Here is a 26016-nt window from a genome sequence, read left to right on the forward strand (position 1 = left end):
CGTCCTGGGAGGATCCGGCGTCATGCGCGCTGTCGTACAAAACGATAAGAACCGGGCTCGCCGTGGATGTCTGCTCCTCGGCTGCGGAGCCGCCGCGCTGGCCTGTTCCGCCGTTCTGTCCAGCTGTGCCGGGCCCCACACGACCCGCCCCCCGTCCAGCCAGGCCGGCCCCGGCGTGACCCGCCCCGCGTCCGGCCGGGGCGGCCCCGCACAGGCCCTGAGCCCCCAGGCCCGCCAGGCCGTCGAACACGCCCGCCTGGTCGCGGCGGCCAGACGCTGGGGGCTGGCGGAGGCCCCGCTGACGCCACCGCCGCCGCCCAGGACGAAACCGGAGATCACCGCGCGGGCCGGTTTCGAGGTGAGCCACCAGGACGACTGGGACCTGCCCCCGGTCTTCACCACGATCCCCACCAGGCAGAAGATCGTCTTCCTCACCATCGACGACGGCTCCGAGAAGGACCCCGGCTTCCTGCGGATGATGCAGGAGCTGAAGGTCCCGTACACCGCCTTCCTCAGCGACTACCTGATCAAGGACGACTACGGCTACTTCCGCAGGATGCAGTCCTACGGCCACACCCTCGACAACCACACCCTGCACCACCGCTATCTGCCAGGTCTGTCCTACGAGGAGCAGAAGGCCGAGATCTGCGGCATGCAGGACATCATGAAGAAGCGGTTCGGCAGCCGCCCGACGGTCTTCCGGCCCCCTTACGGCAACTACAACCAGGACACCCTGCGCGCCGCCAAGGCCTGCGGCATCAGATACGCGCCGATCTGGAACGAGGAGGTCTACGTCGACCACTGGGAGTACCGCGAGGACGACCAGAAGATGCGCCGCGGCGACATCGTCCTCACCCACTTCCGCGGCCGCTCCGACTGGAACGGCACGATGGTCGACGACATGCGCCGCTTCCTGAACAAGGTCACCCGCGAGGGCTACGCCGTGGCCCGCCTGGAGGACTACCTGTGAGGCCGGGGGCGGGGTACCGGGGAGCGGGCCCCCGGCGGTGCCGCCCGGGCCGGTACGCCGTGGCGCTCCTCGCCGCGGCCCTCCTCCTCACCGGCTGCGCCCAGTCCGTCGACCCCATCGAACGCCTCGGCAAGAAAGCCGCCGAAGGAGTGCACCCGCCCGGGCCGGGCCCCGACCAGACCTACCGCCGCTGGGGCCTGACCGAGCCCCTCGCCCGCCCGCCGCGGCCCGCCGCCCGCGCCCTCGTCCTCACCCCGCAGCGCGGGGGCCGCGCCCTGCCCGGCGTCGTGGACCACGTCCCCACCCACGACCGGGTCGTGTTCCTCACCTACGACGACGGCGCCGAGAAGGACCCCCGCTTCGTCGACATGGTCCGCGAACTGCGACTGCCGGTCAGCATGTTCCTCACCGACAGCATCGCCGGCCCCGCCTACGGCCACTTCGCCCGTCTGCACCGGCTCGGCGCCGGCATCCAGAACCACACCCTCGACCACCGCGCGCTCGCCGGACTGCCGTACGCCGGACAGCGCGCCGAGATCTGCGGCCAGCAGGACCGGCTCAGATCCCGCCTCGGCCTGCGCCCCCGCCTGTTCCGCCCGCCGTACGGCGCGTACGACACCACCACCCTGCGTGCGGCGGCCGGCTGCGGCATCTCCACGGTCGTCCTGTGGCGCGCCGCGATGACCCCGACCGACCTCGTCTACATCCACGGCGAACACCACCTGCGCCCCGGCGACATCATCCTGGTCGGCCCGGACGAGACGACGGGGCCGAGCCTGCGGGAGCGCACGGCGCGGGTGCTGCGCAGGGTGCAGCAGAGGGGGCTGACGGTGGGGCGGCTGGAGGACTACCTGGACTGATCGGCGTCGGCCGGCATCAATCAGCCCGTCCGGCGTTTGAGAACGAGGGCCGCCAGGCAGGCCCGACAGCGGGGGTCTGGGGGCGGCAGCCCCCAGGACGGCAGGACAACACCGGCCCACCGAACAACCCCGGCGCTGACAAAGATCCGGCCGACGCGCCGCACGGCATTGGCACTCCGCTTGACCGAGTGCTAACCCCGGTCATAGTCTCGGCTCTGGCACTCCGCAGGTGAGAGTGCCAACAAAGCGACGGGCAGGTCCGGCACCCGCGACGACGGATCGACCTGGTCGCCACCTCAGACAGTTAACCCCGTGAGATCTCCGAAGGGGGAGGTCGGATCGTGACGACCGCCAGCTCCAAGGTTGCCATCAAGCCGCTCGAGGACCGCATCGTGGTCCAGCCGCTGGACGCCGAGCAGACCACGGCCTCTGGCCTGGTCATCCCGGACACCGCGAAGGAGAAGCCCCAGGAGGGCGCCGTCCTCGCGGTGGGCCCGGGCCGGTTCGAGAACGGCGAGCGCCTTCCGCTCGACGTCAAGGTCGGCGACGTCGTCCTGTACAGCAAGTACGGCGGCACCGAGGTGAAGTACAACGGCGAGGAGTACCTCGTCCTCTCGGCTCGCGACGTGCTCGCGATCATCGAGAAGTAGTCCACCTCTAAGCAATCCATTGCTTTTGAGCTGCGCCCCTGGCCCCCGCGACCGATAACGAAGCCGGGCGCCCGGGGCGCAGTTCGTCTTTCACCCACAGATTTCCGAGAGGGCTCCCGCTGTCATGGCGAAGATCCTGAAGTTCGACGAGGACGCCCGTCGCGCCCTCGAGCGCGGCGTCAACAAGCTGGCCGACACGGTGAAGGTGACGATCGGCCCGAAGGGCCGCAACGTCGTCATCGACAAGAAGTTCGGCGCCCCCACCATCACCAACGACGGTGTCACGATCGCCCGTGAGATCGAGATCGAGGACCCGTACGAGAACCTCGGCGCGCAGCTGGTGAAGGAGGTGGCGACCAAGACCAACGACATCGCTGGTGACGGCACCACCACCGCCACCGTGCTGGCCCAGGCGCTGGTGCGCGAGGGTCTGAAGAACGTTGCCGCCGGCGCCTCCCCGGCCGCCCTGAAGAAGGGCATCGACGCGGCCGTCGCCGCCGTCTCCGAGGACCTGCTCGCTTCGGCCCGCCCGATCGACGAGAAGTCCGACATCGCCGCCGTCGCCGCGCTGTCCGCCCAGGACCAGCAGGTCGGCGAGCTCATCGCCGAGGCGATGGACAAGGTCGGCAAGGACGGTGTCATCACCGTCGAGGAGTCCAACACCTTCGGTCTGGAGCTGGACTTCACCGAGGGCATGGCCTTCGACAAGGGCTACCTGTCGCCGTACTTCGTGACGGACCAGGAGCGCATGGAGGCCGTCCTCGACGACCCGTACATCCTCATCAACCAGGGCAAGATCAGCTCCATCCAGGACCTGCTGCCGCTGCTGGAGAAGGTCATCCAGGCCGGCGCCTCCAAGCCGCTGCTGATCATCGCCGAGGACGTCGAGGGCGAGGCCCTGTCGACCCTGGTCGTCAACAAGATCCGCGGCACCTTCAACGCCGTCGCGGTGAAGGCCCCCGGCTTCGGTGACCGCCGCAAGGCGATGCTGCAGGACATGGCGATCCTCACCGGCGCCACCGTCATCTCCGAGGAGGTCGGCCTCAAGCTCGACCAGGTCGGCCTGGACGTGCTGGGCTCCGCCCGCCGCGTCACCGTCACCAAGGACGACACCACGATCGTCGACGGCGCCGGCAAGTCCGAGGACGTCCACGGCCGCGTCGCCCAGATCAAGGCCGAGATCGAGAACACCGACTCCGACTGGGACCGTGAGAAGCTCCAGGAGCGCCTCGCCAAGCTGGCCGGCGGCGTGTGCGTGATCAAGGTCGGCGCCGCCACCGAGGTGGAGCTGAAGGAGAAGAAGCACCGTCTGGAGGACGCCATCTCCGCGACCCGCGCCGCGGTCGAGGAGGGCATCGTCTCCGGTGGTGGCTCCGCTCTGGTGCACGCCGCCAAGGTCCTCGAGGGCAACCTCGGCAAGGCCGGCGACGAGGCCACCGGTGTCGCGGTCGTCCGCAACGCCGTGGTCGAGCCGCTGCGCTGGATCGGCGAGAACGCCGGCCAGGAGGGCTACGTCATCGTCTCCAAGGTCAAGGACCTGGAGAAGGGTCAGGGCTACAACGCCGCCACCGGCGAGTACGGCGACCTGATCAAGGCCGGCGTCATCGACCCGGTCAAGGTCACCCGCTCCGCCCTGGAGAACGCCGCCTCCATCGCCTCCCTGCTGCTCACGACCGAGACCCTGGTCGTCGAGAAGAAGGAAGAGGAAGAGCCGGCCGCCGCGGGCCACGGCCACGGCCACGCCCACTGAGCGCTGCGCTGAGCCGACGGTGCCCAGTTCCCTACGGGGGGCTGGGCACCGTGCGTTTGCCCCGGAGGCGGGGATCGAGACGGACTGGCGAATGCCCGCTGCTGGAGACACGGCGAGCATCGCCGAGGAGCTGAGGCGGGGCGAGGGGCGGTCGACGTTGCTCCGTCGCGTCGTCGGCGCGCGGCTCGGTCACGTGGACAGTCGGGGCATCTGGGTGGGTGCCTTCTATTGCTCCAACTCGTCCAGTGCCCCCAGCTGTTGCATCAGCCCCAGCTGGTCGTGCTGCCACCACATCTCGGCGATCTTGCCGTCGTCCGTGAGGCGGAACAGTGTCATCCCGGTCATGGTGACCTGCCTGCCGGTGGGCGGGATGCCGAGGAAGTCGCCGTTGTGCGTGGCGTTCCAGGTCCACCGGGCGCAGGCCCGGTCGCCCTGGGTGAACACGTCCTCGACCGTGAACGTGAAGTCGAAGCCCCCGCGCCACATCCGGAATTCGCTGCGGGCGTTGTCCAGCCCGATGGTGTCCTGCGGGTTCACCGGATCGTGGCTGTGGATGTCCTCGTCCAGCAGGTCGTTGAGCGGCGGTAGTTCGCCGGAGGACTGCAGCGCCGCGTAGAACCGCCGTACCGTGTCCTCGGCCAGCCGCTCGTCCCGTACGACGTCCAGATCGATGAACGTCGGCACCTCGTCGCACAGGGCGACCATCCCCTGGAAGATCTTGTCGGTCTCCGGCAGCTTCGAGTTCCGCATCGCGTCCTCGTACGACGGGAACTCCACCACTTCGACGATGTGCGACGCGTCCGAACGGTCCTTCCCGACCAGCGCGTGCGTCGCCGTCCGTTTCCCCTTGGTCTGCGCGACCCAGTCGTCCATGAGCCGGTTCATCTCGTCCAGCCGGCTTGTCCTGCACTCGATGAGCTGTACGAAGGTCATGACGCCGCCTCCCGGCTCCCTTCGCTTGGATAGGACGGCACAATTGTCCCACTTGCAGGTTTTTGTCGCTTAGTGCTGTGTGATGCGCATATCCGGGCCCACCGCATGCCGTCCTTTGCCACTATGAAGTCATGCATGCTCGGGGGAAGCGCTCGGAGAGAGTCCCGGGCTTGTCCGGCAGGCCACGGCCCAGGCGGAACACCTGGCTCGGCAGAATCGGCACGGGACGGGAGGCGGCAAGGGCACATCTGACCCTCGCCCGGGCCGTGACGGGGCCCCGGGCGAGGGTGCACCTGGCTCTGGCTCTGCAACATGGCTGGTGGCCGGACGGGCGGCGCCTGTCGAGGCCCGGGCCGTGGCTACTGCGGCCCGTACTTCCGCCCCGTCTTCGACGTGATCCCGCCCAGCAGCCCCCGCGGGGTGACCTTCACCAGGCCCATCAGCGCCTTGTAGCGGGGGTCGGGGATCGACAGGGTCTTGCCGCGGGCCAGGTCGGACAGGGCCGCCGCGACCAGTTTGTCGGCGTCCAGCCACATCCAGCCGGGGATGTTGTCCGTGCCCATCCCGGCCCGCTGGTGGAACTCGGTGCGCACGAAGCCGGGGCACAGGGCCATCAGGCGGACGCCGCTGCCGGCCAGGTCCTTCGCCGCGCCCTGCGTGAACTGCACGACCCAGGCCTTGGAGGCGCCGTAGGTGCCCCGGGGCACGAAGGCGGCCACGGAGGCGACGTTGACGACTCCGCCCCGGCCCCGCTCGCGCATCGCCTCGGTCGCCGCCGACGTCAGCCGGAGCACCGCCTCGCAGTGCACCTTGAGCATCTTGAGCTCGTCGGCCATGGGCACCTCGAGATAGCGGCCCTTGTTGCCGAAGCCGGCGTTGTTGACCAGCAGGTCGACCGGGTTCTTCCGGTCGCCGAGGCGGCCGGCCACCGTCTCGATGCCCTTGTCCTCGGACAGGTCGGCGGTCAGCACCTCCACCTCGATGCCGTGCCGGTCGTGCAGTTCGGTCGCCTGTTCGTGCAGCCTCTTGGTGTCCCGGGCCACCAGGACGAGGTCGTGCCCGTCTGCCGCCAGCCGCCGCGCGAACGCGGCACCGATCCCCGCGGTCGATCCCGTAATCAGAGCCGTTGTCATGGCCCAAGGGTATTGACCCGGAGCGAGCGCGTCCGCTCCCCTCGGACACGGGAGTTGGACGGTATGGGTTCGGTGACCGCCCGTACGGCGGTGTGTGCGGGGCCCTGGCAGGGCGGGGCCGATGCGGGGCGCCTGCTTTGCGCCGGTATCCCGGGCAGCCCGATTGACGGGGGCCTTGCGCTCTGCGGGGCTTCTCGGTCGGCGGGCGGGCCTCGGTCTGTGCGGGGTCTCTGGGGCGGCGGGTGCGCCCTGGTCTGTGACGGGCCGCCCGGTTGGTGGGCGCTCTGCGTCGGGCCTTCCGGTTGCCGGATGCTCTGCCCTGCGCGGGGCTTCTCGGTCGGCGGACGGGCCTCGGTCTGTGCGGGGTCTCTGGGGCGGCGGGTGCGCCCTGGTCTGTGACGGGCCGCCCGGTTGGTGGGCGCTCTGCGTCGGGCCTTCCGGTTGCCGGATGCTCTGCCCTGCGCGGGGCTTCTCGGTCGGCGGACGGGCCTCGGTCTGTGCGGGGTCTCTGGGGCGGCGGGTGCGCCCTGGTCTGTGACGGGCCGCCCGGTTGGCGGATGCCCTGCGTCGGGCCTTCCGGTTGCCGGACGGCTCGCGCTGTGCGGGGCCTTCAAGCCGGTCTGGTCGAACCCCGCTCGGTCCGCCGTGTCCGCGGCTGACGGCCGCCGTGCCGGGCCTCCCGGACGGACTCAACGGCCAGTCGGCTTGGTCGGCCCGGTCGGCGGCGCGGACCGTCGGGGTATCGCTGACGGCTGCTCAGCCCAGCTGCTCCGCCATGTACTTGCGGGCCTTCTCCAATGACTCCGGGTGCAGTGCCTCGCCCGCCGCGAGCAGCCGCGGCAGCAGCTCCCGCTCGGTGGTGACCGCGCGGAACTGCAGCGCGGCCGTCACCCCGTGGTCCGGCCGGTGCACGATCTCGATCGGGTCGCCCGCCCGTATCTCACCCGGTTCGATCACCCGGAGGTAGGCACCCGTTGCGCCCTTCCGTGTGAACCTCTTGACCCAGCCGCGCTCGCCCAGATGGCCCTGGAACGTACGGCACGGGATCCGGCCCGAGGTCACCTCCAGCACCACCCCGGAACCGATCCGCCAGCGCTCGCCGACCAGCGCCCCGGAGACGTCCAGACCGTCCGTCGTCAGGTTCTCGCCGAAGCAACCGTTGGCCAGCGACCGGCCGAGTTCGCGCTCCCACTCGTCGAGGTCCTCGCGCGCGTAGGCGTACACCGCCTGGTCGTCCCCGCCGTGGTGCCGCAGCTCGCACACCGCGTCCCCGGCCAGCCCGCTCGCGCCGACGCCCTTGCGGCCCGGCGCCGCCACCCGCACCGGCCCGTCGGCCGGCTTCTTGTCGATGCCTGTCACACCCTCCGCCTGGTCCGTGTACGGCACCGGCTGCGGGCGGCCCAGATTGACCGAGAGAAGCTTCATGACCGCACGGTACGGGACCACACCTCAAAGCGTCGAGCGAATATTGCGCGCCACCCCCAAGATGCCCTTATGCTCGAACGGTGATCGAGGCCCGTCATCTCCGTGTCCTGCGCGCCGTCGCCGCCACCGGTTCCTTCTCCGCGGCGGGGCGTGAGCTCGGCTGCACCCAGCCTGCCGTCAGCCAGCAGATGAAGGCCCTGGAGACCTCGGTCGGGACCCCGCTGCTGGTCCGCACCGGCCGCGAGATGCGCCTGACCCAGGCCGGCGAAGCCCTCGTCAGGCACGCGTCCGGCATCCTCGCGGGGCTCACCGCGGCCGAGGAGGAGGTCGCCGCGATCGCGGGGCTGCGGGCCGGCCGGGTCCGGCTGGTCTCCTTCCCCAGCGGCAGCTCCACCCTGGTCCCCACCGCCCTGGCCGCCCTCCGCGCCGCCCACCCCGGCACCCGTGTCTCCCTGGAGGAGGCCGAGCCCCCGAGGTCCGTCGAGCTGCTGCGCGAGGGCGACTGCGACCTGGCCCTGGCCTTCCGTTACGAGGGCGCGGCCGTCGCCGAGGACTGGGACGACCTGGTCGTACGGACCCTGCTGATGGACCGCCTGGTGGCGCTGGTGCCCGAGCGGCATCGCCTCGCGCGCGCGGAGAGCGTCGCCATCGGAGAGCTGGCCCAGGAGCCCTGGATCGCGGGCTGCCCGCGCTGCCGCGGCCAGCTGGTCGAGGTGTGCGAGGGGGCCGGTTTCACCCCGCGCATCGACTTCGCCACCGACGACTATCCCGCGGTGGTCGGCCTGGTCGGCGCGGGCCTGGGCGTCGCCGTACTGCCCCAGCTGGCGGTGGAGTCGGTACGGCCGAGGGGCGTGCGCACGGTACGGCTGGAACCGGCGGTACGGCGGGAGATCGTCGCCCTCACCCTGCCCGACCTGGCACAGGTGCCGGCCGTGGCGGCGACGCTGGAACAACTGGCCCGGGCGACGGGGCGCGGCTGACCGGCGAGGCGGGCATCCCGTCCGTGCGAGGTGGGCATCCCGTCCGGCGGTGCGACCGGAGACACGCCCCCGCAGGGGGCTTCGACAGGGTCAAGGGCACGCACGTGGTGACGCAGCGTGCCCTGGGGTGGTGGAAATGAGCGCACCCAGCGGGCTGTAGGTGCTGAAACGTTCCTTCAGTGGTTCGGGGCGGTGTCCGCGCCGGCGGTCGAAGCCGTCACCAGGCGGTTGCGCGCGCGCCCCATCAACTCCTCACGCTCGTCCTCGGTCAGGCCGCCCCACACGCCGTACGGCTCGCGCACCGCCAGTGCGTGCGCCGCGCACTCCGCGCGGACCGGGCACCTCATGCAGACCTCCTTGGCCGAGTTCTCGCGAGCGCTCCGAGCCGCCCCGCGCTCGCCCTCGGGGTGGAAGAAGAGCGAGCTGTCCACGCCGCGGCAGGCAGCCAGCAGCTGCCAGTCCCACAGGTCCGCGTTCGGTCCGGGAAGGCGGGAGAAATCTGCCATTACGTGACCCCTTGTAGCCGTTCTGAGCGGATACGGTGCCAACGACCGTACATCTCCGGTCTAAGGAGATGAAAATATGACTCATTGCGAATCTAGCCTCAGACACCTCAAAACGGGAAGAAAAGCGGCCAAACGGGGCATAGTTGTGATGAAAAGTTGAGGGTCTGATGTCCAGGTCTGCGCCGTGACGAGACCCTCACGTAGAGTGCCGAAGACGGCATGTAGCCCCGTAACTCTTTCGAGTGACCGTCGTTGAGAGTGCGGAGGCGGTTGAAAACAGAAGCGCTCGGGCAGGCGTCCGAGACGGTCGACCGCACAGGTGACGATTCCGTACCAGCCTGGAGGCTCAAGGTGACGCGCATCAGCTGCGGAGGGCGGTCATGACATCCGTCCTCGTCTGCGACGACTCCCCGCTTGCCCGAGAAGCGCTCCGCCGCGCGGTCGCGACCGTGCCCGGTGTCGAGCGTGTGACGACGGCGGCCAACGGCGAGGAAGTCCTCCGCCGCTGGGGCGCCGACCGCTCCGATCTCATCCTGATGGACGTGCGCATGCCCGGCCTGGGCGGCGTGGAGACCGTGCGCCGCCTGCTGTCCGCCGACCCCGGCGCGCGCATCATCATGCTCACGGTCGCCGAGGACCTGGACGGCGTGGCCCTCGCGGTCGCCGCCGGCGCCCGGGGCTACCTGCACAAGGACGCCTCGCGCGCGGAGCTGCGCGCCACGGTGACGCAGGCCCTCGCCGACCCCACCTGGCGGCTGGCCCCGCGCCGGCTCCGCTCGGCAGAGATGGGCGCCGCGCCCACGCTCACCGCGCGTGAGATCCAGGTGCTGGAGGGCATGAGTCACGGCCGCTCCAACGCCGAGATCGGCCGCGAGCTCTTCCTCTCCGAGGACACCGTCAAGACGCACGCGCGGCGCCTGTTCAAGAAGCTCGGCGCCTCGGACCGGGCCCACGCGGTGGCGCTCGGCTTCCGCTGGGGACTGGTCCGGTAGGCAGTGCCCAGCCCTGCGGGGCAGGCGGGCCCGGCCCGGCGCCGGGCACGTACCCGCCTCCCCTGGCGGCAGCGGGATGTCTCACCGGCCCCTTCGGGGAGTCCCGGGCCGACCGTCGACCGGAACGCGACGCACGTACGGCACCGCGCCGGGCTCGGGCACCGGAGCACCATGCCCTGGCCCTGCGCGGCGCTGGACGACCGCGCTCGTCGGGGACGCGCCGTGGCGGCACGCACGCGTGCGCGGAATCGCCCTGCGGCTTCGTTGCCGTGGCGGCGTGTTCTGCCCAGTCGTGCGGTGTGTGGCGCGGGTGACGGCGCTCTTCGGTTCAGCTGCCGTGCCGGTGCGTCGCCCCAGCCGTGTGGCGCCTGGTGTGGGCGACGTCCTGCGGGGCGCGGCACACACGCGTGCGCGGAGCCGCCCTGCGGCTTCGTTGCCGTGGCGGCGTGTTCTGCCCAGCCCCGCCTCCGTGCGGCGCCCACGCGCCACGCGGACGGTCGCACCCTTCGGTACCCCCGCCGTACCAGCACAATGCGGAGGTGGGTGCCGGTGAAGTGCCATGACGGGTGTTCCGGTTGCCCGTGGGCGCGGCCGTGAGGGGCGCTCGCGGGGTGGAGCCCGTCACACGGGAGGAGCCGCGCGGCGGCCGGCCGGCCGGAGGGCCGGCCGCGCGCGCGTACGGAGATCCACTCCGTCAACACCCGTGGTCCGCGCCGTCCGGCGAGGCACCAGGCGCCCCCGGCGCACGACTGCGCAGGCCGCCGCGGCGGACGCTGCGCAAGCCGGCCCGCCGGACGAGCGCTGCTCGTTTCGGCGCGGATGCCGCATCCTTGAGGTGTGGAGTCTCTCGGGGACGAGTCGGTCGAGCGGAAGGGGAGGGCGCAGGAGATGAGTGCCGGCGCACCTGCTCATAACGCTTCGGTGCACAACCACGAGCACAATGCGACGGACCGGACGGCCACAAGGCACCATGGACCGATGCGCGACGACGAGGCGGGCACGGCCCATGGGGCGATCGGTGCGCTCGTCCATCGCGCCGTCGACGGGGACGAGCAGGCCACGCACGATCTGCTCGCCCATGTCCACCCCCTGGCGCTGCGCTACTGCCGAACCCGGCTGTCCCGGCTGCCCGGCGACGCGCGTCACTTCGTCGAGGACCTCGCCCAGGAGGTCTGCGTCGCCGTCCTGCTCGCGCTGCCCCGCTATCGCGACACCGGCCGCCCCTTCGAGGCGTTCGTCTTCGCCATCGCCTCCCACAAGGTCGCCGACCTGCAGCGCGCCGCGATGCGCCACCCGGGGTCGACCGCGGTGCCGTCCGACGAAATGCCCGAGCGGCCGGACGACTCCCTCGGCCCCGAGGAGCGCGCCCTGCTCAGCAGCGACGCCGAGTGGGCCAAGAAGCTGCTCGCCAACCTGCCGGAGAACCAGCGCGAGCTGCTCCTGCTGCGCATCGCCGTGGGCTTGACCGCGGAGGAGACCGGGCAGATGTTGGGAATGTCACCCGGCGCGGTCCGGGTCGCCCAGCACCGGGCGCTGAGCCGCCTGCGGGCGCTCGCCGAGCAGTAACACCCTTGTGCGGAGCCCCTGCAGCTCCCCTTGTTGAACAGGCATGCTTCGGCTTCCGTACGAACGTACGAAGCCTGAAGTCACCCCGTACCGTGGAATTTGCTAGCGATGCTTCCCGTTAGCATGGACATCCGCACCGATCAAGGCCATTTGGGGAAGGTGTCATGACTGCCAACGTCGACGGAGTGCCCGGAAAATTCGCGACACTCGGGCTGACCTACGACGACGTGCTGCTGCTGCCGGGCCCGTCGGACATGGCACCCGATGAGATCGACACCGCCTCGTACGTCTCCAAGAACGTGCGGGTCAACATCCCGCTGCTGTCCGCCGCCATGGACAAGGTGACCGAGTCCCGCATGGCGATCGCGATGGCCCGCCAGGGCGGCGTCGGCGTGCTGCACCGCAACCTCTCCATCGAGGACCAGGCCAACCAGGTCGACCTGGTGAAGCGCTCCGAGTCCGGCATGGTCACCGACCCCATCACCATCCACCCGGACGCCACGCTCGCCGAGGCCGACGCGCTGTGCGCCCGGTTCCGCATCAGCGGCGTCCCGGTGACCGACGGCGACAAGCGGCTCCTCGGCATCGTCACCAACCGTGACATGGCCTTCGAGAGCGACCGCGGCCGCCGGGTGCACGAGGTCATGACCCCGATGCCGCTGGTCACCGGCAAGGTCGGCATCTCCGGCCCGGAGGCCATGGAGCTGCTGCGCAAGCACAAGATCGAGAAGCTGCCGCTGGTCGACGACGAGGGCGTCCTCAAGGGCCTGATCACCGTCAAGGACTTCGTCAAGGCCGAGCAGTACCCGAACGCCGCCAAGGACGCCGAGGGCCGCCTGCTGGTCGGTGCCGCGGTCGGTGTCGCCGGTGACGCCTTCGAGCGCGCCCAGGCCCTGATCGAGGCCGGTGTCGACTTCATCGTCGTGGACACCGCGCACGGCCACTCCAGGCTGGTCGGCGACATGATCGCCAAGATCAAGTCGAACTCCTCCGGCGTCGACGTCATCGGCGGCAACGTCGCCACGCGCGACGGCGCCCAGTCCCTGGTCGACGCGGGCGCCGACGGCATCAAGGTCGGCGTGGGCCCCGGCTCGATCTGCACCACGCGCGTGGTCGCCGGCGTCGGCGTCCCGCAGGTCACCGCGATCTACGAGGCCGCGCTCGCCGCCAAGGAGGCCGGGGTCCCGGTCATCGGCGACGGCGGTCTGCAGTACTCCGGCGACATCGCCAAGGCCCTGGTCGCGGGTGCCGACACCGTCATGCTGGGCTCGCTGCTCGCGGGCTGTGAGGAGTCCCCGGGCGAGCTGCTGTTCATCAACGGCAAGCAGTTCAAGTCGTACCGCGGCATGGGCTCGCTGGGCGCCATGCAGTCCCGCGGCGAGCGCAAGTCGTTCTCCAAGGACCGCTACTTCCAGGAGGGCGTCGCCTCCGACGAGCAGCTGATCCCCGAGGGCATCGAGGGCCAGGTGCCCTACCGCGGCCCGCTGTCCTCCGTCGTCCACCAGCTGATCGGCGGTCTGCGCCAGTCGATGTTCTACGTCGGCGGCAAGACCGTGCCCGAGCTGCAGGCGAACGGCCGGTTCGTGCGGATCACCTCGGCGGGCCTGAAGGAGAGCCACCCGCACGACATCCAGATGACGGTCGAGGCGCCGAACTACAGCAGCAAGAGGTAGCTCTCAGGTAGCACGACCGCGCATCCACGCGCGCGTGAAGGCCATCCAGCGGCGGTCCCGGAGCATCCGGGGCCGCCGTTCTCGTCCCCGCGGAGGGCTTGTGCCGTACCCGTCGGCGATACTGGAAGGCGCTGCAACGCATAGGGAAAGGCCTAGAGACGTGACTGAGATCGAGATCGGGCGCGGCAAGCGCGGCCGCCGGGCGTACGCCTTCGACGACATCGCCGTCGTCCCCAGCCGCCGTACGCGGGACCCGAAGGAGGTCTCGATCGCCTGGCAGATCGACGCCTACCGCTTCGAGCTGCCGTTCCTGGCCGCCCCCATGGACTCCGTGGTCTCCCCGGCCACCGCGATCCGCATCGGCGAGCTCGGCGGCCTCGGCGTGCTCAACCTCGAAGGCCTGTGGACGCGGTACGAGGACCCGCAGCCGCTGCTGGACGAGATCGCCGAGCTGCCCGCCGACCAGGCGACCCGCCGCCTCCAGGAGATCTACGCGGCGCCCATCAAGGAGGAGCTGATCGGCGCGCGCATCAAGGAGGTGCGGGACTCCGGCGTGGTCACGGCCGCGGCGCTCTCCCCGCAGCGCACCGCCCAGTTCTCCAAGGCGGTCGTGGACGCGGGCGTGGACATCTTCGTCATCCGAGGTACGACGGTCTCGGCGGAGCACGTGTCGTCCTCGCACGAGCCGCTGAACCTGAAGCAGTTCATCTACGAACTGGACGTCCCGGTGATCGTCGGCGGCTGCGCCACGTACACGGCGGCCCTGCACCTGATGCGCACCGGCGCGGCCGGCGTGCTGGTCGGCTTCGGCGGCGGCGCCGCCCACACCACCCGGAATGTGCTGGGCATCCAGGTCCCGATGGCCACGGCCGTCGCCGACGTGGCCGCGGCCCGCCGTGACTACATGGACGAGTCCGGCGGCCGGTATGTGCACGTGATCGCGGACGGCGGCGTCGGCTGGTCCGGCGACCTGCCCAAGGCGATCGCCTGCGGCGCCGACGCGGTGATGATGGGCTCCCCGCTGGCCCGCGCCACGGACGCGCCCGGCAAGGGCCACCACTGGGGCATGGAGGCGGTCAACGACGAGCTGCCCCGCGGCAAGAAGGTCGGCCTCGGCACGGTCGGCACCATCGAGGAGATCCTCACCGGCCCGTCCCACACCCCCGACGGCTCGATGAACTTCTTCGGTGCCCTGCGCCGCGCGATGGCCACGACCGGCTACAGCGAGCTGAAGGAGTTCCAGCGGGTCGAGGTGACGGTCGCGGACAGCCAGCACCGCCGCTGACGCGCCCACGGGAGCAGTGCGACGCACAGGGCCCGGCCACCGGCGAGGTGGTCGGGCCCTGCCGCTTGCGGGAGGGCGTTACGCGGCGGCCTTCTTGGCGCCGGAGAACGCGGCGAACGCGGCGATGGCGAAGAAGAGGAAGGTCAGCGGGTCGGCGTCGTCCTTCCAGACCTTCTGGACCACGTCGAAGTGCTGGAAGAACAGCTCGTTGAAGCCGACGTGCAACTGGTCGGCGCCGATCATGGCCTCGCCCACCAGCTGGCCGAGGTACACCGAGCCGAGCGCGAGGATCGCGCTCACCACGGGGAGCGCCGGGTTGCGGCCGCCCGCCTTGCCGGCCGCGAGACCGACGACGAAGCCGACGCCGACGGCCGCGTAGCCGATCTCGTGCTTGGTGGCGCCGATGACGAGGCCGTAGAGCGCGGCCGCGACCACGGCGGCGACGACCGCGGCGACGACGCCGAGGACGACGTTGTTCCGGGCCGGAGCGATCGGCGCAGGCGGGGCGAAAGCGCCCGCCGGGGCGACGGGGACGCCCGGCTGCGGCGGGTACGGCGCGCCGGCCGGGGCCTGCTGCGCGTACGGGTTGCCGTCGACCGGACCGGGCTGCGGCGACTGCGGCGGTGGAGCTGACTGGGTCATGACAGAAATCCCCCCGATATGGAGCACGACTGAAGGACGGAAACGGAAAACCCCCGGCACACGCGTGTGCCGCGAGTCCGGGGGAGATTAACAGCCGGGGGCGACAACGCCCCGGCTGTTTTCCGTTCGTGACCGGGCTCAGAGCCGGTGCGCCGCCCCCGTGGGCGTGGCCCCGCGCGTGTCCAGCAGCAACTGCGCCTTCACCGACAGCCCCTGCAGGTCGTACGTGCGGTGCTGCTGGAGCAGGATCGTCAGGTCGGCGTCGGCGGCGGTCTCGTAGAGCGAGTCCGCGCGCGGGACCGGGCGGTCCAGCACGTTCCAGGAGGCCACCAGGGGGTCGTGGAAGCTCACCGAGGCGCCCAGCTCCATCAGCCGGATCGCGATCTCCTGCGCCGGTGTGCCCTGCAGATCGGCGAGATCGGGCTTGTAGGTGACGCCGAGCAGCAGCACCCGCGCGCCACGGGCGGACTTGCCGTGCTCGTTGAGGAGGGTGGCGGCGCGCTGGACGACGTACCGGGGCATCCGGCTGTTGACCTGCTGGGCCAGCTCCACCATGCGCAGGGTGCGGGTGGCGTGCCCGGTCAGGTCCTGCGCGACACCGTGCCCGCCGACGCCCGGGCCGGGCCGGAACGCCTGGAAGCCGAAGGGCTTGGTCTCCGCGCACCGGATGACGTCCCAGAGATCGACACCCAGCTCGTGGCACAGCACGGCCATCTCGTTGACGAGGGCGATGTTGACGTGCCGGAAGTTGGTCTCCAGCAGCTGTACGGTCTCCGCCTCGCGCAGCCCACGCGCGCGGACCACCTTGTCGGTGAGCCGGCCGTAGAAGGTGGCGGCCGACTCGGTGCAGGCGGGGGTGAGGCCGCCGATGACCTTGGGGGTGTTGGCGGGGGAGTGGTCGCGGTTGCCGGGATCGACCCGGCTCGGAGAGTAGGCGAGGTGGAAGTCGCGGCCGGCGCGCAGCCCCGAGCCCTCCTCCAGCAGGGGGCGCAGGAACTCCTCGGTCGTGCCGGGGAGCACCGGCGACTCCAGGATGACGGTGGTGTGCGGGCGCAGCCGCTTGGCGAGGGTACGGGCGGCCGCCTCCACCTGGCCGAGGTCGAGTCCGCCGTCGGCGCCGCGCGGGGTCGGCGCGCAGATCACCGCGGTGCGCACGCGGCCGAGCTGGGCCGGGTCGGTACCGGGCCGGAAGCCCGCGGCGTGCATCCGGCGCAGTTCGGCGGGACTGAGGGAGCCCGCCTCGGGGCCGGTGGCGTAACCGATGGTGGGGATGCCTGCGGCGACCGCGGCCTGAGCGAGCGGCAAGCCGTAGGGGCCGAGTCCGATGACGGCGAGGTCTGCGGGCATGGCGTGGGCGGTCCTTCCCATAGCCGAAGCGGGACAGGCGCGCAACCGCTGTGGACAGGATGAGCGCGTGCAATGTCAGACTAGGTACACATATGACTGTTATGCGTGATTCTGTTCGTGTGTCTTCCGAGGGTTGTGGGCGAGTTGTCCACAGGTTGGGAACGCGTGGTGGCTGAAGTCGGGCAAGCCGGTCAGAATTTGGGCATGAGCAGGGGATGAACGAACCGGGGCTTCGCCCACCGGGTGCGGCCGACGCGAGTGAGGGACAGCGGGAGGCAGCGTGAGGACAGCGACTCTGGGGCCGACGCAGCGCGCCGAGGCGCTGGCCGCGATGGCGGAGCGGGAGCTGGACGTGCTGGTGATCGGCGGCGGGGTCGTCGGCGCGGGCACCGCGCTGGACGCCGTCACGCGCGGCCTGTCCACCGGTCTGGTCGAGGCCCGCGACTGGGCGTCCGGCACTTCAAGCCGGTCCAGCAAGCTCATCCACGGCGGTCTGCGCTATCTGGAGATGCTCGACTTCGCCCTGGTTCGCGAGGCCCTGAAGGAGCGCGGACTGCTGCTGGAGCGGCTCGCCCCGCACCTGGTCAAGCCGGTCCCGTTCCTCTACCCGCTGCAGCACAAGGGCTGGGAGCGGCTCTACGCCGGCTCGGGCGTCGCGCTCTACGACGCGATGTCCATGGCCCGCGGCCACGGCCGGGGCCTGCCCCTGCACCGTCATCTGAGCCACCGTCACGCCCTGCGCGTAGCCCCCTGCCTGAAGAAGGACGCCCTGGTCGGCGCCCTGCAGTACTACGACGCCCAGATGGACGACGCCCGCTTCGTGGCCACGCTGGTGCGCACGGCTGCGTCCTACGGCGCGAAGGCGGCCAACCGCGCGCGGGTGACCGGGTTCCTGCGCGAGGGCGAGCGCGTGGTCGGCGCCCGGGTGCAGGACGTGGAGGGCGGCGGGGAGTACGAGATCCGCGCCAAACAGATCGTCAACGCGACCGGGGTGTGGACCGACGACACACAGGCCATGGTGGGGGAGCGGGGCCAGTTCCACGTCCGCGCCTCCAAGGGCATCCACCTGGTCGTGCCCAAGGACCGCATCCACTCCACCACCGGCCTGATCCTGCGCACCGAGAAGTCCGTCCTCTTCGTCATCCCCTGGGGCCGGCACTGGATCGTCGGCACCACCGACACCGACTGGAACCTCGACAAGGCCCATCCGGCCGCGTCCAGCGCCGATATCGACTACCTGCTGGAGCACGTCAACTCGGTGCTCGCGGTACCGCTCGGCCGCGACGACGTGCAGGGGGTGTACGCGGGTCTGCGCCCGCTGCTCGCCGGCGAGTCCGACGCCACCAGCAAGCTGTCCCGCGAGCACACGGTCGCCCATCCGGTGCCGGGGCTCGTGGTCGTGGCGGGCGGCAAGTACACCACCTACCGCGTGATGGCGAAGGACGCGGTCGACGAGGCGGTGCACGGCCTGGACACGCGGGTCGCCGACAGCGTGACGGAGGAGATCCCGCTGCTGGGCGCGGAGGGCTACCAGGCGCTGTGGAACGCGCGCGCTCGCACCGCCGCCCGCACCGGGCTCCACGTGGCCCGCGTGGAGCACCTGCTGAACCGGTACGGCTCCCTGGCCGAGGAGGTCCTGGACCTCATCACCGCCGACCCCGCCCTGGGCGCGCCCCTGCAGGCGGCCGACGACTATCTGCGCGCCGAGGTGGTGTACGCCGCCTCGCACGAGGGCGCCCGGCACCTGGACGACGTCCTCACCCGCCGCACCCGGATCTCCATCGAGACCTTCGACCGGGGCACTCGCAGCGCCCGGGAGGCGGCCGAGCTGATGGCACCGGTCCTCGGCTGGGACAAGGACCAGATCGAGCGCGAGGTCGAGCACTACGAGAAGCGGGTGGAGGCCGAGCGCGAGTCCCAGCGCCAGCCCGACGACCTGACGGCGGACGCGGCGAGACTGGGAGCGCCGGACATAGTGCCGTTCACCTGAGGGAGCGCGGCCGTGGCCGTCCATGAGCCGGGAGCCCCGGGGGAGCCGAACGCCCGTCACCCCCGCCGAAACCAGGCGCATTTCCCCGAAACCGGTGCACCGGATCCCGCCTGAGGCGAAGGGCCCCCTGGGCGTCGGCCACTTGTGGGGTGAGAGACAATGGAGGCTCTGTCAGGGCGGGTTGTATGAGGGGACGCATGTCGGAGGCGGAGCGGGCGGGAACATCTCGTCAGGGGACTCGTCAGGACAAGAGCGAGCGTCGTCTCCTCGCCGGGCGGTACCGGCTGGGAGACGTGCTGGGCCGGGGCGGCATGGGCACGGTCTGGCGCGCCGAGGACGAGACCCTGGGCCGGACGGTCGCCGTCAAGGAGCTGCGGTTTCCGTCGAACATCGACGAGGAGGAGAAGCGGCGCCTGATCACGCGCACCCTGCGCGAGGCCAAGGCGATCGCCCGGATCCGCAACAACAGCGCGGTCACGGTCTTCGACGTGGTCGACGAGGACGACCGGCCGTGGATCGTCATGGAGTTGGTGGAGGGCAAGTCCCTCGCCGAGGTCATCCGCGAGGACGGCCTGCTGGAGCCGAAGCGCGCCGCCGAGGTGGGACTCGCCGTCCTCGACGTGCTGCGCTCCGCGCACCGCCAGGGCATCCTGCACCGGGACGTGAAGCCGTCGAACGTGCTCATCGCCGAGGACGGCCGGGTCGTGCTCACCGACTTCGGTATCGCGCAGGTCGAGGGCGACCCGTCCATCACCTCCACCGGCATGCTCGTCGGTGCCCCCTCCTACATCTCCCCCGAGCGCGCCCGCGGCCACAAACCGGGCCCGGCGGCCGACCTGTGGTCGCTCGGCGGCCTGCTGTACGCGGCGGTCGAGGGCGTGCCCCCGTACGACAAGGGTTCGGCGATCGCCACGCTCACCGCGGTGATGACCGAGCCCATGGAGGAGCCCAAGAACGCGGGCCCGCTCAAGGACGTCATCTACGGTCTGCTCACCAAGGACCCGGCCGAGCGGCTCGACGACGCGGGCGCCCGGGCCATGCTCAACGCCGTGATCCACGCACCCGAGCCGGAGCCGATGGACGCCACGCGCGTGGTGCCGCTGCCGCCGCCGGGCCCGGCCGAGGGCAGGCGGGGCGAGGAGGCCGGGGAGAAGCTGCGCGGCGCGCTGCGTTCGGTCCGCAAGGCGGCCGGGGCGGCCACGGCGGCCGCGTCCACCCGGGCGAAGAGCGGCGGCGACCCGGCCGCGCCGGACACCGGTGAAGCCGCGGGTACGGACGGCGCCACCGCGGGCGGGGGACGTCCTGCCACCCAGGGCGGGGTACGCACAGGCACCCAGGGCGGGGCACGTCCTGCCGGGCAGGGCGGGGTGCGAGCGGCCTCCCCCGGCGGGGTGCGGCCGGCCTCCTCCAGCGGGGTCGGTGCCGGATCCACCGGCAGACAGGCCGGTTCTGCCTCCGGTGCCGCCGGTGTACCGAACTCCAGCACGAACAAACCGAGTTCGGGCTGGCCCGTGGTGCCGCCGCCGGACCTGGACCTGCCGACGCGATCGGTGCCGAGGGCGCCGCTGACCGACGTGGTGCCCAAGCGCACGCTGGTGATCATCGCGGTGATCGTCCTCCTCGCCGTGCTCGGCACCATCCTGGCCTTCACCCTGAACGGCGACGACAAGGGCGGCAAGGGCAGCGGGGCCAAGGCGGCGGCGAGCACCAGTGCGTCCACGAAGCAGGACAAGAGCGACAAGAGCACCGGCAGCGGGGCGAGCCCGTCGTCGGGCGGTACCGGTTCCACGTCGGGCAACGCCGTCGACGCGAGCGCGTCCACCGACGACTCCGGCTCGTCCGGCAAGTCCGGCGCCAAGGACGGCGGGACCGCGCCGGTGGTGTCGACCCGCAAGGGCGCTCAGGGCTACTCGATCGGGCTGCCCAAGGGCTGGTCGTACAAGTCGACCGACGGTGCGGGCGACCGCTACACCGGTCCCGACGGGCAGAGGCTGCTCGTCGGCTGGACCGGCACCCCCAAGGACGACCCGGTGGCGGACTGGGAGAACCAGGAGCGGTCCATGGTGCGCTCCCAGTACCACAGGATCCGCATCGAGAAGGTCGGCTACCGCGGCTGGAACACGGCCGACTGGGAGTTCACCTATGTCGATGACGACGGCACCAAGTACCGCACCATCGACCGCGGGTTCGTGGTCAACGGTCATCTCGGATACGGCCTGATGTACACCGCGAAGGCCGCGAACTGGGACAGCGCGCTGCGCAAGGACACGTGGCAGACGCTGACGGCGTCCTTCGAGCCCAAGTCGTAGGCTCCTGACGACGGTTTGGGGCGTGAGAATCCGTCATCCGCTTAATGCGGATTGCCTCCGGCACGTATCGTGAATGGTTGCGGACCGTACGCAGCCGGAAGTGTGTGCGAAACGGGTCGCGAGGCGAACGGATGTGACCGACCGGGCTGCCGGGGGAGGCAATGTGGACGACTACGCGGGTCGGGTGCTCGCCGACCGCTACCGCCTGCCGTTGCCACCCTCCGACGAGTACGAACTCACCGAGACCCGCGCCTTCGACACGTACAGCGGTCAGGAAGTGCTCGTCCGACAGGTGCCGTTGCCGGAGGTCGTCGAGGCCGAGGTGCTGGACGCGGAGGGGCTGCCCGAGGGCTTCACCGCGCGTGAGCGCGGGGCCGGGGCCCGGCGGACGCCGGACGCCCGGACCGCCACCCGGCGGCCCGCCGACCCGGCCGTACGGCGAGCCGTCGAGGCCGCGCAGGCCGCGGCCCGCATCCCCGACCATCCGCGCCTCGACCAGGTCTTCGACGTGTTCGCCGAGGGCGGGTCGCTGTGGATCGTCAGCGAGTTGGTGACCGCGCGCCCGCTGGCCGCGCTGCTCGCCGAGCAGCCGCTGTCGCCGTACCGGGCGGCCGAGGTCGCGGCCGACGTACTCATGGCGCTCCGGGTGCTGCACGGCCATGGCTGGGTGCACCGCAACATCACCGCCCGCACGGTGCTCGTCTGCGACGACGGCCGCGTGATGCTGACCGGCCTCGCTGTCGGCGCCGCGGAGGAGGCGTTGTGCGGGTACGACCCGGTACCGGCCCAGGACGGGCCGGCAGAGGGTGCCGTCGGGGGAGCGGGGACGGAACCGGAGACGGCCGGTCCTGGGGCTGGTCCGGGGGCCGCAGTTCGGGCTGCCGGTGGCCTGGGCACTGCTCCTGGGCCGGTCGGTGGCCTGGATGGGTCTGCGGGGTCCGGTGGGCCGGGAGCAGGCCGGGGTCCGGGTGCGACTCCCCTCACCGCGGGCCGTGGGGATGCCACCGGTTCCGCAGACGGGGCGAAGGGGGTGGCCGACGGGGCGGCCGGAGCGAGCGGAGTGCCGTCCGCGGACGTCGCACCCGAGGCAGCGCGACGGGCCGCGATCCAGGCAAGGGCGGCCGGCGGGCTGCCGGTGCCGGGGGCGAACGGGGTGTCCGGCGGGGCCGGTGTGCCCGGCCCGGCGGGGCAACGGCCCTTGGAGAACGGCGCGGACGTCCGCGCCGCCCGCGCCGGGGCCATCGCCGCGTACCGCGCGGGTGCCCGTGCCGCCGCCCGGGTGCAGGAGGCCCGGCAGAACGGGCGCGCCGCCCTGCCCGGCGCCCGCCCGCCCGCCGAGGGCGACACCGGCGCCACCCGGGCCGACGGCACATCCCAGCCGCCGTACTCCGGCGCTCCGGGCACCACGACCCCGCCCCAACGGATCGCCGATCCCTACGGAGTGCAGGGCGCCCCCTGGCACGGCGCCGCACCGCGCCCCGCTGCCGCCGGCCCCTCCTCGGCCCTGGGCAGCGGCCCGCAACGCCCCGGCCTCCCCTCGGCGAACCCCCGCCCGTCCGTCCCGGGCCAGACCCCGGCCCCGGACCCCGCCACCACCTCCCGGACCCCCACCGACCCCACCCGCCAAGCTTCCGGCCCGCCCCCTTACGGCACCGGTCCGGCCCGCCAAGGCCCGCACCCCCACGCCACCGGTGCCGCCTCCCCCGCCTACCCCCACTGGAACGCCCCCGGAGCGGACGGTGGGCGGCGTGGGCCCGCGAGTGCGCTGGAGGCCGAGCGGGCGCGGCAGGTGCGGATGACCGTGGTGGGGCCGGTGACTGAGCGGTGGGCGCCGGAGCAGGCCGGGCCCGTGCACGAGAACTGGCAGCTGGCGGCGCCGATCGGACCGGCGACCGATCTGTGGGCGCTGGGCGCGTTGTTGTTCCGGGCCGTGCAGGGGCACGCGCCGTATCCGGAGGAGTCGACGGCCGAGCTGGTGCAGCTGGTGTGCGCCGAGCCCCCCGCCTTCGCCGAGGAGTGCGGCCCCCTGCGGCCGGTCGTGGAGTCACTGCTGCGCCAGGACCCCACCGAGCGCCTGGACTTCGAGGAGCTGAACGGCTGGCTGCGCTCGCTGGTGCGCTCCGCGCCCGAGCCGGACGCCGGCACCCATGTCGTACCCGTGCCGCCCGCCGACCCGAGCCGGCTGCCGATCGTCCGGCGGCGCGGCGAGCTGGTGCGGATGCGGCGGCGGCGCGCCGCGCTGCCCGACACCCATCCACACGGCCGGCACAAGCGCGAACGGGGCCGGGAGGAGACGCGTTCGCCGCGCAGTCTCGGCCGGACCCTGCTTCTGCTCATCCTGCTCCTGCTGGCCGGAGCGATCGCGTACGCGCTGCTGTTCATGCCCAAGCAGGGGGCGAGCGGGGCCGCGGGCAGCGACCGGACCCGCAGCGCGGGGGACGTCGGTTCCGCGCCCTCGGCCACCCGGCAGCCCCCCTCCGAGCAGGGCGGCAGCCCCTCCGCGTCCGCACCCGCCACCGAGCCGCAGACCGGCGGCGACCCGGCCGTCGCCGACGGCTTCACCCTGCGCAAGGATCCGGAGGGGTTCCAGATCGCCGTCGCCAAGGGCTGGGACCGCACCCCGAAGAACGGCAGCGGCCAGGTGGTGTACGCGCACGACGCCTTCGAGCTGATCGTCGTACCGGGCAGGGACAGCGCGTCGACGTACGGCAGTGACCCGATGGCCTACCAGCGGGACAAGGAGAGCGAGCTCCAGCCGTACCGCGACTCCAGCTGGGCCACGGCCACCGGTCTGAGAACCATCGAGGTGGGCGGGCGGACCATGGCCGAGGGCCAGTTCACCTGGACCGACGGCCAGGGCCGCGACCTGTTCGTGCGGAACATGGCGATCCTCCTGAACGGCCGCTACCACCTCATCCAGGTGCGCGGTCCGGAGGCCCAGCGGGACGCGGTGACCCGGCTGTACGAGCAGGCCACGGCGACGTACCGCTACACGGGTTGAGCGCCCCGTATACCGAGTGGCCGGTACTGGACGGTTCGGGCGGCGACAAGCGTCACAGTGCTGTCACCTTGGTACCCCGCTGGTTCCCAGTTGGTTGACCGGTCCTTAGTCTGACCCTGTCAAGAGCATTGCGGGGCAACGTGAATCAGATGCAGGGCCTGCTCATAGCGGGCCGCTACCGGCTCGCCGATTCGATCGGCAGCGGCGGCATGGGCCGGGTGTGGCGCGCCCACGACGAGGTGTTGCACCGGACGGTCGCCGTCAAGGAGTTGACCGCGGCGCTCTACGTCTCCGACAGCGACCGGGCGGTGCTGCTCGCCCGGACCCGGGCCGAGGCCCGCGCCGCCGCGCGCATCAACCACTCCGCCGTCGTCACCGTGCACGACGTCCTCGAACACGACGGCCGTCCTTGGATCGTCATGGAGCTGGTCGAGGGCAACTCGCTGGCCGACGCGGTCAAGGAGCGGGGGCGGGTGGAGCCCGCGGAGGCCGCCCGTATCGGGCTGTGGGTGCTGCGGGCGCTGCGCGCCGCGCACTCCGCCGGTGTGCTGCACCGGGACGTCAAGCCCGGCAACGTCCTGCTCGGCCGGGACGGCCGGGTGCTGCTCACCGACTTCGGCATCGCCCAGATCGAGGGCGACTCCACCATCACCCGCACCGGCGAGGTCGTCGGCTCGGTCGACTACCTCGCGCCCGAGCGGGTGCGCGGCAACGATCCCGGCCCGGCCTCGGACCTGTGGGCGCTCGGCGCCACGCTGTACACGGCGGTCGAGGGCCGTTCGCCGTTCCGCCGTACCTCACCGCTGAGCACCATGCAGGCGGTCGTGGAGGAGGAGGCCGACGCGCCGCGCCACGCCGGTGCGCTCGGCCCCGTCATAGCCGCCCTGCTGCACAAGGAACCGGAACGCCGGCCGGGCGCGGAGGAGGCGGAGCAGATGCTCGCCGAGGCGGCGGAGGGGCGCCGCCCGCACGCGGCCCAGGCGTTCATCCCGACCCAGGGCTCGGGCCTGCACACCGGTGGGCCGAACACCTCGGGTTACGGCTCCGGTCCGACCGCGTCCGGTTACGGCCCCACCGGGCCCACTCCCGGCTACGACCCGACCGTACCGAGCCCCGGCCACGGCTCCACGGGAACCGCTCCGGGCTACGGCCCCGGAGTGCCTTCGGGCCCGGGCCGTTCCATGACCGGGCCGACGGCCGTGGCGCCCACGCCCCAGGGTCCGGCCCCCGTACGGCCCCGGCCCCGCCGCCGGCTGCGCACCCTCGCCTTGGTCGTCGCCGTCGCCGCCGTGCTCGGCGGTGGCGCGGCGGTGGCCTTCCAGGAGTGGGGCGGCGGCTCGGCGCAGAACACCGGGTCGAGCGGTGGCGCGGGCCCGGCCACGACCTCTCCCTCGGCGGGCGGCAGCGTCACGCCCGGCGGTGACGGACCCCTGCCCGCCAGCTGGCAGGTCCGTCATGACCCGCTCGGTTTCAGCCTCTCCCTGCCCAAGGGCTGGAAGCGGAGCGTCTACGAGCTCAAGGACGGCCTCAAACAGATCGACTACAGCCCTGACGGCGGCTATCACTTCGTCCGCGTCGCCATCAACAGCTCGCCCGACTTCCCCGACGCCTACCAGCACCAGGTGGATCTGGAACAGCAGTTGCAGCGACTGGTCAGATACAAGCGCGTCGTCCTGGAGAAGAACATCTACCGCGACCGCGGCGGCTCGCTGTGGGAGTACACCTGGTATGCGCTGAAGAAGGACTCGCCGCATATCGAAGGTCCGCGCCATGCGATCGAGGAGACGTACTACTCGCGTTCCGGCACCGAGTACGCCATCTACATGTCCACGCCGGAACAGGACTGGGCGAAGACCAGTAAGCAGTTCAAGTGGGTGCTGCAGGGCTGGCAGGAGCCGGCCGCGGGCTGACGGCTGACGGCGCCGATGCGGCCGTACGAGCGCTGATACGGCCGAAAATGGCTGGTCGATCGGCGCTGCTTGGCCGATCGGCGCCCCGGAGGGC

19 protein-coding genes are annotated in these 26016 nt (G+C 71.8%); 13 read left to right on the forward strand and 6 right to left on the reverse strand.

Features of this window, described 5'->3' with window-relative positions; translation table 11 throughout:
• Positions 1 to 22: 22 nt before the first annotated feature.
• From ACFYOH_RS01275 to groL, 4 genes are all read left to right on the forward strand, one after another.
• Complete coding sequence (locus ACFYOH_RS01275) at positions 23 to 970, forward strand: polysaccharide deacetylase family protein (RefSeq protein WP_388619711.1); 948 nt, start codon at positions 23 to 25, stop codon at positions 968 to 970.
• 59 nt (positions 971 to 1029) lie between these two features.
• Positions 1030 to 1830 (forward strand): polysaccharide deacetylase family protein, encoded by an 801-nt coding sequence (locus ACFYOH_RS01280; protein WP_388619714.1) that lies wholly within the window; start codon positions 1030 to 1032, stop codon positions 1828 to 1830.
• Between the two features lie 341 nt (positions 1831 to 2171).
• Positions 2172 to 2480, forward strand: coding sequence for a co-chaperone GroES (groES, locus tag ACFYOH_RS01285; RefSeq protein ID WP_039652762.1), 309 nt, complete (start codon positions 2172 to 2174; stop codon positions 2478 to 2480).
• Positions 2481 to 2604: 124 nt separating this feature from the next.
• A complete protein-coding gene (gene groL, locus ACFYOH_RS01290) occupies positions 2605 to 4230 on the forward strand; it encodes a chaperonin GroEL (RefSeq protein WP_388619717.1) in 1626 nt (541 codons plus the stop codon).
• A gap of 225 nt (positions 4231 to 4455) precedes the next feature.
• Here the strand turns inward: groL and ACFYOH_RS01295 are convergent, their stop codons facing one another.
• The 3 genes from ACFYOH_RS01295 to ACFYOH_RS01305 form a co-directional block, all read right to left on the reverse strand.
• On the reverse strand, positions 4456 to 5163 hold the full coding sequence (locus tag ACFYOH_RS01295; RefSeq protein ID WP_388619720.1) for an ester cyclase: 708 nt from the start codon (positions 5161 to 5163) through the stop codon (positions 4456 to 4458).
• 359 nt (positions 5164 to 5522) lie between these two features.
• On the reverse strand, positions 5523 to 6296 hold the full coding sequence (locus tag ACFYOH_RS01300; protein ID WP_388619723.1) for an SDR family NAD(P)-dependent oxidoreductase: 774 nt from the start codon (positions 6294 to 6296) through the stop codon (positions 5523 to 5525).
• Between the two features lie 756 nt (positions 6297 to 7052).
• On the reverse strand, positions 7053 to 7721 hold the full coding sequence (locus ACFYOH_RS01305) for an MOSC domain-containing protein (RefSeq protein WP_388619725.1): 669 nt from the start codon (positions 7719 to 7721) through the stop codon (positions 7053 to 7055).
• Positions 7722 to 7801: 80 nt separating this feature from the next.
• On the opposite strand from ACFYOH_RS01305, the gene ACFYOH_RS01310 reads away from it, so the two are divergent.
• On the forward strand, positions 7802 to 8701 hold the full coding sequence (locus ACFYOH_RS01310; protein WP_388619727.1) for a LysR family transcriptional regulator: 900 nt from the start codon (positions 7802 to 7804) through the stop codon (positions 8699 to 8701).
• Between the two features lie 176 nt (positions 8702 to 8877).
• Here the strand turns inward: ACFYOH_RS01310 and ACFYOH_RS01315 are convergent, their stop codons facing one another.
• Complete coding sequence (locus tag ACFYOH_RS01315) at positions 8878 to 9207, reverse strand: WhiB family transcriptional regulator (protein ID WP_388619730.1); 330 nt, start codon at positions 9205 to 9207, stop codon at positions 8878 to 8880.
• Positions 9208 to 9587: 380 nt separating this feature from the next.
• Here ACFYOH_RS01315 and ACFYOH_RS01320 point away from each other — a divergent pair, with 380 nt between their 5' ends.
• From ACFYOH_RS01320 to ACFYOH_RS01335, 4 genes are all read left to right on the forward strand, one after another.
• A complete protein-coding gene (locus ACFYOH_RS01320) occupies positions 9588 to 10199 on the forward strand; it encodes a response regulator transcription factor (RefSeq protein WP_003948568.1) in 612 nt (203 codons plus the stop codon).
• Positions 10200 to 11177: 978 nt separating this feature from the next.
• Complete coding sequence (locus tag ACFYOH_RS01325) at positions 11178 to 11765, forward strand: sigma-70 family RNA polymerase sigma factor (RefSeq protein ID WP_030641278.1); 588 nt, start codon at positions 11178 to 11180, stop codon at positions 11763 to 11765.
• Between the two features lie 164 nt (positions 11766 to 11929).
• On the forward strand, positions 11930 to 13438 hold the full coding sequence (gene guaB / locus ACFYOH_RS01330) for an IMP dehydrogenase (RefSeq protein ID WP_388619732.1): 1509 nt from the start codon (positions 11930 to 11932) through the stop codon (positions 13436 to 13438).
• A gap of 160 nt (positions 13439 to 13598) precedes the next feature.
• Positions 13599 to 14723, forward strand: a complete 1125-nt coding sequence (locus ACFYOH_RS01335) for a GuaB3 family IMP dehydrogenase-related protein (protein ID WP_388619735.1) — start codon at positions 13599 to 13601, stop codon at positions 14721 to 14723.
• Positions 14724 to 14801: 78 nt separating this feature from the next.
• Here ACFYOH_RS01335 and ACFYOH_RS01340 read toward each other — a convergent pair whose 3' ends face one another.
• Together ACFYOH_RS01340 and ACFYOH_RS01345 are read right to left on the reverse strand one after the other, a co-directional pair.
• Positions 14802 to 15365 (reverse strand): hypothetical protein, encoded by a 564-nt coding sequence (locus ACFYOH_RS01340; RefSeq protein ID WP_388619737.1) that lies wholly within the window; start codon positions 15363 to 15365, stop codon positions 14802 to 14804.
• A 138-nt stretch (positions 15366 to 15503) separates the two neighbouring features.
• Positions 15504 to 16712 (reverse strand): nucleotide sugar dehydrogenase, encoded by a 1209-nt coding sequence (locus ACFYOH_RS01345; protein ID WP_388619739.1) that lies wholly within the window; start codon positions 16710 to 16712, stop codon positions 15504 to 15506.
• Positions 16713 to 16992: 280 nt separating this feature from the next.
• Between ACFYOH_RS01345 and ACFYOH_RS01350 the strand changes: the two genes are divergently transcribed.
• The 4 genes from ACFYOH_RS01350 to ACFYOH_RS01365 all read left to right on the forward strand — a co-directional run bounded on the left by ACFYOH_RS01350 (position 16993) and on the right by ACFYOH_RS01365 (position 25922).
• Positions 16993 to 18702, forward strand: coding sequence for a glycerol-3-phosphate dehydrogenase/oxidase (locus tag ACFYOH_RS01350; RefSeq protein WP_388619740.1), 1710 nt, complete (start codon positions 16993 to 16995; stop codon positions 18700 to 18702).
• 197 nt (positions 18703 to 18899) lie between these two features.
• A complete protein-coding gene (locus ACFYOH_RS01355) occupies positions 18900 to 21011 on the forward strand; it encodes a protein kinase (RefSeq protein ID WP_388619741.1) in 2112 nt (703 codons plus the stop codon).
• Between the two features lie 163 nt (positions 21012 to 21174).
• Positions 21175 to 24012, forward strand: coding sequence for a protein kinase (locus ACFYOH_RS01360; protein WP_388619743.1), 2838 nt, complete (start codon positions 21175 to 21177; stop codon positions 24010 to 24012).
• Positions 24013 to 24161: 149 nt separating this feature from the next.
• On the forward strand, positions 24162 to 25922 hold the full coding sequence (locus ACFYOH_RS01365; protein ID WP_388619746.1) for a protein kinase: 1761 nt from the start codon (positions 24162 to 24164) through the stop codon (positions 25920 to 25922).
• Positions 25923 to 26016: the final 94 nt, after the last annotated feature.

Source organism: Streptomyces sp. NPDC007856, assembly GCF_042868225.1.
Lineage (GTDB): Bacteria > Actinomycetota > Actinomycetes > Streptomycetales > Streptomycetaceae > Streptomyces.